Consider the following 6,416-nt stretch of genomic DNA (forward strand, 5'->3'; position numbering starts at 1 on the left):
GACTTACCCGACGAGCTTGTACGAGCCGTTCTTCTGGATCTGGAAGATGTAGAACTTCGGGTTCACCGGCTCGTTGTTCACCTTCGCGAACCGGAACGTGCCTCCGAGGATCGACCTCGGAACGACGACCGACCGGACGTACTTGAGGACGGCGTTCCTGTTGGCGATCGTGCCGTTCCCCGCGTCGCACGCCCTGCGGATCGCCGCCATCGCGACCTCGGTCGCCAGGTACGTCGGCGGCCCGAAGGAGCCGAGCGACGCCTTCGGATTGTCCTTCTTCCAGCCGGCGATCCGGGCGGCATTCCCCGGGACGCTCGAGATGTCGGGCGCGAAGTTCGAGACGTACGAGCCGGCGAGCTTGAACGCGCTCGGGTTGTTCGTCCCGTCACCGCCGAACATCTTCGCCCGCTTCCCCTGCTCGAGCAGCTGCTGCCCGAACGTCTGGGCGTCCTCGGGCTGCTGCGTCGGGAAGAAGACGACCTGCGCGTCGTTCGGCACCCGCGTGACGAGCGACGAGAAGTCGGTGGTGTTCACCGACGTGGAGAGCCTCACAGTCGTGACCCCGGCGGCTTTGAGCGTGGCGTTCGCCGCCCGTGCGAGGCCGACCGAATACGGCTCCTGGAAGTCGACCACGACGACCTTCTTCACCTTCAGCTTCTGGATCATGTACCGCGCGTCCGTCGGCCCCTGGACATAGTCCCCGCCCACGACACGGAAGAACGACGCGGTCGCGGACCGCTTCGCCTTCGGGCCGGCCGCCAGCGACGTGTCGGTCGCCGATGGCGAGATGTGGACGAGCCCCGCCTTCGTGAGCGCCTTGCTCGCCGAGGCGACGCCGCCGGACGTCGCCGGGCCGAGCACCGCCGCGACCTGCTGGTCGGCGATGAACTTCTGCGAGACCTTGATCGCCTCGCCGCCACCCTTCTCGACGGGCGTGTCACCGCCGACGATCTGGACGTTCAGCCGGTACTTCGACCCGAGCGTCTTCGCGGCGTACTTCGCCCACGTCATCTGCTCTTGGCCGATCGGCCCGCCTCCGCCGGTGAGCGGCGTGATTAGCGGGAGCTTGATCGTCCCATCGCAGTCGACGGCCTGGAGCGCCGACGTCTGCGACGAGCCAGCGCCGGCCGTCGAAGCGAGCGCTGCCGCAAAGATCGACGCCAGTCCGGCGACGACCCATCCTCGTTTCTTCATCCGTACTCCCTCCTCGGAGATGTATGCATGGGGTTGGACGTCAAAAGGGCGACATCTGTTGCCGGCGCCGCCCGTACGCCCACCCGCGGGCGCAACTCTCGCAGCCGCGATCGTGACATGTCAATACGGCGAAGGGTACGGCAACCCGCCCCTGGCCACACGTCCGCAGGCGTTACGGTTGGCGCCCGTGACGGCCGTCGTCGAGGCGATCGATCTGCACCGCACGTACAGGACGACCACCGGCACCTTCCGGCGGCGCTCGATCGACGTCGAGGCGGTGCGCGGGGTCAGCTTCGAGATCGAGGAAGGCGAGCTCTTCGGGCTCCTCGGCCCGAACGGCGCCGGGAAGACGACCACGATCAAGATGCTCATCACCCTGCTGATCCCCACCGCCGGTCACGCGCGCGTGCTGGGGCACGACGTCGTCGACGACGCACACTGGGTGCGGGAGCGGATCGGGTACGTGTTCGGCGGCGACCGCGGCCTCTACGAGCGCCTCTCGGCGCTCGACAACCTGCGCTACTTCGCCGAGCTGTACGGGGTCGACCCGAAGCGGCAACGCGCGCGCATCGATGAGCTGCTCGAGCTCGTCGGGCTCGAGGGCCGGGAGAAGGAGCGCGTCGAGGGCTACTCGCGCGGGATGCGCCAGCGCCTCCACATCGCCCGCGGCCTGCTCCACGACCCGCCCGTCCTCTTCCTCGACGAGCCGACGATCGGGGTCGACCCCGTCGGCGCACGAGAGCTCCGGCAGACGATCGCCGGGCTGAAGGACGCGGGGAAGACGGTCCTCCTGACGACCCACTACATGTTCGAGGCCGACTCGCTGTGCGACCGGATCGCCGTCGTCGCGAAGGGACGGATCGTCGCCGAGGGGACGCCACGCGACCTCAAGGGCAGCGTCTCGGAGGGTGTCGTCGTGGAGATCGAGGTCTACGGGATCGAGGATTCCACCGTCGAGCTGCTGCGCACGATCGAGGGCGTCAACTCGGTCGCCGTCGAGGACCGCGACCAGGCGCAGGTGGTGGTCGTCCAGGCGGATGTGGGTCGCGAGCCGACGCACGACGTCCTTGCCCGCCTCGACGGCGTCTCGCTCGGCCGCGTCACGACCCGCGAGCCGACGCTCGAGGACGCCTACGTGGCGCTCGTCACCGAGCAGCCCGTCGCGGTGGATGGCTGACGCCGCGCCTGCGGCCGATCACGACCGCACATCGCCCTCGCTACGGCTCGCGCGCGTCCTGGCCGTGGGGTTCGGGCTCCACCTGAAGATGATGATGCGCTCGTCGTTCGACGGCTTCCTCGGCGTGCTGTGGCCCCTGTTCTTCGCGACGATCGCGTTTCTCATGTTCCGCGCGGGAGCGGGCGGCGAGTCCCTGGTCTTCGCATCCTTCGGCGCTGCGGTGATGGGCATCTGGTCGTCGACCAGCACGTCCGCCGGCTCGGCGATGCAGCGCGAGCGCTGGCACGGGACGCTCGAGCTGCTCGTCTCGGCGCCGGTCCACTTCGCCGCCGTCCTGCTCCCGGTGACCGTCGCGATGTCGGCGCTCGGGCTGTACAGCATGACCGCGACGCTGCTCCTGAGCCGCTTCGTCTTCGGCGTCGACCTGCCGTTCGAGCAGCCGGTCGCGCTTGCCTTCGCGATCGTCGCGACCGTGGTCTCGATCGGCGCGATGGGCTTCCTGCTCGCCGTCTCGTTCGTCCGCTACCGCACCGCGTGGGCGCTCGGGAACCTGCTCGAGTACCCGGTCTGGCTGATCGCAGGGTTCCTCGTCCCTCTCGCGCTGCTCCCTGCGTGGGTGAGGCCGATCTCCTGGGTGCTCGCGCCGACCTGGGGCGTCGACGCGATCCGGGAGGCCGCGTCGGGCGGTGGGCCCTGGCCGGAGATGGGGCTCGCGCTCGCGCTCGGGGCGGTGTACCTCGTGATCGGGATCGCGGTCCTCGAGACCGTGCTCTCCAGCGCGCGCCGCGCGGGGTCGCTCGCCCTCGCGTGAACGCTCTCAGGATCTTCTTCGTCGGCGGCCTGATCAGCTTCAGGGCTCTCTTCTCGTTCCTCCGACCCGAGATCTACATCCCGTCGATGCTGATCGCGCCGATCTTCCAGATCCTCCTCTTCGTCTACATCGGCCGGTCGGCCGGGCTCGAGTCGGACGAGTTCTTCGTGATCGGCAACGCGGTGCAGTACGCCGCGATCCCCTGCCTCTTCGCGATGACCTTCACGATCGGCGGGGAGCGCTTCCAGCACACACTCGGGTACATCCTCGTGAGCCCCGCCCCACGCCTGCCGCTCTTCCTCGGACGGGCCCTGCCGGTGGTCGTCAACGGCTTCTTCGTGGCGGCGTTCGCGCTCGCGGTGGGCGGCCTGATCGTCGGTATCGACGTCCCCGCGTCGTCGTACGCCCCGCTCGCGCTCGCGACCGCGATCTGCGCGTTCTCGTGCACCGGCCTCGGGCTCGTCGGCGCAGGCATCGGGCTCCTTCTCCGGGAACAGGCCGTGCTCGCGAACATCATGTTCGGGGTACTCCTCGTCTTCACCGGCGCCAACGTCCCCGTCGACGAGCTTCCCGATTGGATGCAGGCGATCTCGGAGGTCCTGCCCTTCACCCACGGGATCGAGGCGGCGAGGCGGATCGCCGACGGCGAGGCCCTCTCCGACGTCGGCGGGCTCCTCGGCGTGGAGCTCGCGATCGGCGTCGTGTACGGCGCGATCGGCTACGCGTTCATCCGCAACGCCGAGCGGCTGAGCCTTCGCCACGCCACGCTCGACCGCGCGTAGCAGCGGGTCGCCTTACAGACGGCTTACGTCGGCTCACCGGTTCGCTAACGCGGGCCTGTGACGATCCGGACGTGAGGGCTCTCCTCGTGCTCCTGGCGGCGTGCGCGGCGCTCGCGGCGGCGGCGCCTGCGACCGCGGCCGACCGCGTCGTCGAGCGCGGGATCGTCCAGGCAGCCGGCCCGACGGCAATCGTCCTCCGCGCTCTGGACGGGACGGAGATCACGATCCCTGTCGGCCCGCAGACCCGCTATCGGCTGAACGGGCGCCGAGCCACTTCCGACGCCGTCCGCCGGGGCCTCGTGGCCGAGGCGGTGACCGTGGGCTCGGGGCCGGCCCTCGCGATCCGGGCCTTCGGCCGGGTCGCGGACCGGACCGAGGTGGGCCGCCTGGTGCGCGCCCGGCCCCGCCTGCTCGTCCTCAGGCGTGGCCCGGGAGACACGATCCGCATCCCGCTCACGGCGAGGACGGTCGTGTGGCGCGCGGGCGGTCGCGTCGGGGTGCGGGCCCTCCGCCCCGGCCTCAGCGTCGAGGTCGTCCTCCGGCCGAACGGAGTCGCCCGGGTCGTGCTCGTGCAGCAGGGAGCCGCCTGACATGCAGAGGGGCGGCACGATCCTGGTCGTCGAGGACGAGCCCGACATCGCGTCGCTCGTCCGCGCGTACCTCGAGCGCGACGGGTTCCGTGTCGTCTGGGCCGAGCGCGGCACCGAGGGGCTCCAGGCGCTCGAGCAGCACGACGTGCGGCTCGCGATCCTCGACCTGCAGCTGCCCGACACCGACGGCTTCGACCTCTGCCGCGCGATCCGCGCGTGCTCGAGGCTCCCCGTGGTGATGCTGACCGCGCGCGACGAGGAGGTCGACCGGGTCACGGGGCTCGAGCTCGGCGCGGACGACTACGTGACCAAGCCGTTCTCCCCGCGCGAGCTCGTCGCCCGCGTGCACGCCGTGCTGCGCCGCGCGGAGCCGGAGACCGACGACGACGTGCTCGTCGCCGGCGACGTCACCCTCGACCGGCGCTCCCGCTCGGCATCGGTCGCCGGTGTGGACGTCGAGCTCACGGCGCGCGAGTTCGACCTGTTGTGGCACCTCGCCGAGCGACCGGGCGTCGTCGTCGGGCGCGAGCGGCTGCTCGAGCGCGTCTGGGGGCTGTCGTTCCCCGGCGGCACGCGCACGGTGGACGTCCACGTCGCGCAGCTCCGCCGCAAGCTCGGCCGTCCCGACCTGATCCGCACCGTGCGGAGGGCGGGTTACAAGCTGGTGCCGGGTTGAGCCTGCGCTCCCGCCTCTTCCTGGGCATCGCCGGGACGGTGCTCGTGTCGCTCGTCGTGACGGTGGTCGCAGGAGCGCTCCTGACGCGACGCTCGCTGGAGCAGTCGGCGATCCAGGCGCTCGAGCGACAGGTCGAGCTGATCGCGGCGCAGCGGCGCGACGAGCCCTCGCGGGGGCCGGAGGTCGAGCTGGGACGATTCCTCGCGACCGACGAGCAGCGACTCGCGATCCTCACGCCCGGCCAGGCCGAGCTGCTGCTCCCCGACTCGGGCGCACGGAGGATCCGAGCGGGCGCGCTCGCGAGCGGGAGCGTCGATGTCCGCGGCACGCGCTTCCTCTACGCCGCCCGCCGCAACGGCGACGAGGCGATCGTGCTCCTCCGTCCTGCGTCGCAGCAGGCCGCCGACTGGGCACCGTTCGCGCTCGGACTCGGCCTCGCCGGGCTCGTCGGAGCGGCCTTGGCGGGGATCGTCGCGCTGCTCCTCGCCCGTGCCGTCGCCCGGCCGATCGCGCGCGTCTCCGATGCCAGCCGTGCGCTCGCGACGGGAGAGCGTCCCGAGGCGCTGCCGGTGTCCGGCCCACGGGAGGCATCGACGCTCGCCGCGTCGTTCAACCACCTCTCGGACGAGCTTGCGCGCACGCAGGACGCGGAGCGGGCGTTCCTGCTCTCCGTCAGCCACGAGCTCAAGACCCCGTTGACCGCGATCCGCGGCCATGCGGAGGCCCTCGAGGACGGCGTCCTGGAGCCGGTCGGAGCGGCGAGGGTGATCGAGCGCGAGGCACGGCGGCTTGAGCGGCTGGTCGGCGACCTGCTCGACCTCGCCCGGCTGCGGCGCCGCTCGTTCGCGGTTCGCGCCGAGCCGCTCGACCTCGGCGAGAGGGCGGTTGCCGCCTTCGAGCGGCACGAGGGCGCGGCCCGCTCCTACGGGGTCGGGCTCTACGTGATGGCCGAGCCGGGCTCCGCCGCCGTCGGCGACCCCGACCGCGTGCTCCAGGCGCTCTCGAACCTCGTCGAGAACGCGCTCCGCTCGACGCCGGTGGGCGGCACGGTGCGGATCCTCGCCGCACCCGGCCGTGTCGAGGTCGTGGACGACGGTCCGGGGATCGCGGAGGACGACCTGCCCCGCGCCTTCGACCGCTTCTACCTCTACGACAAGCTCCGCGCGGAGCGCCGCGTCGGCACCGG

7 protein-coding genes are annotated in these 6,416 nt (G+C 71.3%); 6 read left to right on the plus strand and 1 reads right to left on the minus strand.

Annotated elements, in window-relative coordinates:
• Positions 1-3 precede the first annotated feature (3 nt).
• Positions 4-1,194 (minus strand): branched-chain amino acid ABC transporter substrate-binding protein, encoded by a 1,191-nt coding sequence (locus VFO26_RS01765; RefSeq protein ID WP_325113153.1) that lies wholly within the window; start codon positions 1,192-1,194, stop codon positions 4-6.
• Between the two features lie 187 nt (positions 1,195-1,381).
• On the opposite strand from VFO26_RS01765, the gene VFO26_RS01770 reads away from it, so the two are divergent.
• The 6 genes from VFO26_RS01770 to VFO26_RS01795 all read left to right on the plus strand — a co-directional run.
• Positions 1,382-2,371, plus strand: coding sequence for an ABC transporter ATP-binding protein (locus VFO26_RS01770; protein WP_325113154.1), 990 nt, complete (start codon positions 1,382-1,384; stop codon positions 2,369-2,371).
• Positions 2,364-3,182 (plus strand): ABC transporter permease, encoded by an 819-nt coding sequence (locus VFO26_RS01775; RefSeq protein WP_325113155.1) that lies wholly within the window; start codon positions 2,364-2,366, stop codon positions 3,180-3,182. Before VFO26_RS01770 ends, VFO26_RS01775 begins: the two co-directional genes overlap by 8 nt.
• On the plus strand, positions 3,179-3,964 hold the full coding sequence (locus VFO26_RS01780) for an ABC transporter permease (protein WP_325113156.1): 786 nt from the start codon (positions 3,179-3,181) through the stop codon (positions 3,962-3,964). Before VFO26_RS01775 ends, VFO26_RS01780 begins: the two co-directional genes overlap by 4 nt.
• Before the next feature lie 71 nt (positions 3,965-4,035).
• A complete protein-coding gene (locus VFO26_RS01785; RefSeq protein ID WP_325113157.1) occupies positions 4,036-4,554 on the plus strand; it encodes a hypothetical protein in 519 nt (172 codons plus the stop codon).
• Position 4,555: 1 nt separating this feature from the next.
• The gene (locus tag VFO26_RS01790; protein WP_325113158.1) at positions 4,556-5,230 is read left to right on the plus strand and encodes a response regulator transcription factor; all 675 of its coding nucleotides are present in this window, start codon (positions 4,556-4,558) and stop codon (positions 5,228-5,230) included.
• Positions 5,227-6,416: sensor histidine kinase (locus VFO26_RS01795; RefSeq protein ID WP_325113159.1), on the plus strand; the 1,190-nt coding region annotated here is incomplete at its 3' end. The genes VFO26_RS01790 and VFO26_RS01795, both read left to right, overlap by 4 nt.

The sequence above is a fragment of the Gaiella sp. genome (assembly GCF_035710885.1).
GTDB lineage: Bacteria > Actinomycetota > Thermoleophilia > Gaiellales > Gaiellaceae > Gaiella.

Bases quoted from the DNA above. Each gene is read 5' to 3' on its own strand.
- VFO26_RS01765 (WP_325113153.1), bottom strand. From the start codon at position 1,194: ATGAAGAAACGAGGATGGGTCGTCGCCGGACTGGCGTCGATCTTTGCG.
- VFO26_RS01775 (WP_325113155.1), top strand. From the start codon at position 2,364: ATGGCTGACGCCGCGCCTGCGGCCGATCACGACCGCACATCGCCCTCG.
- VFO26_RS01790 (WP_325113158.1), top strand. From the start codon at position 4,556: ATGCAGAGGGGCGGCACGATCCTGGTCGTCGAGGACGAGCCCGACATC.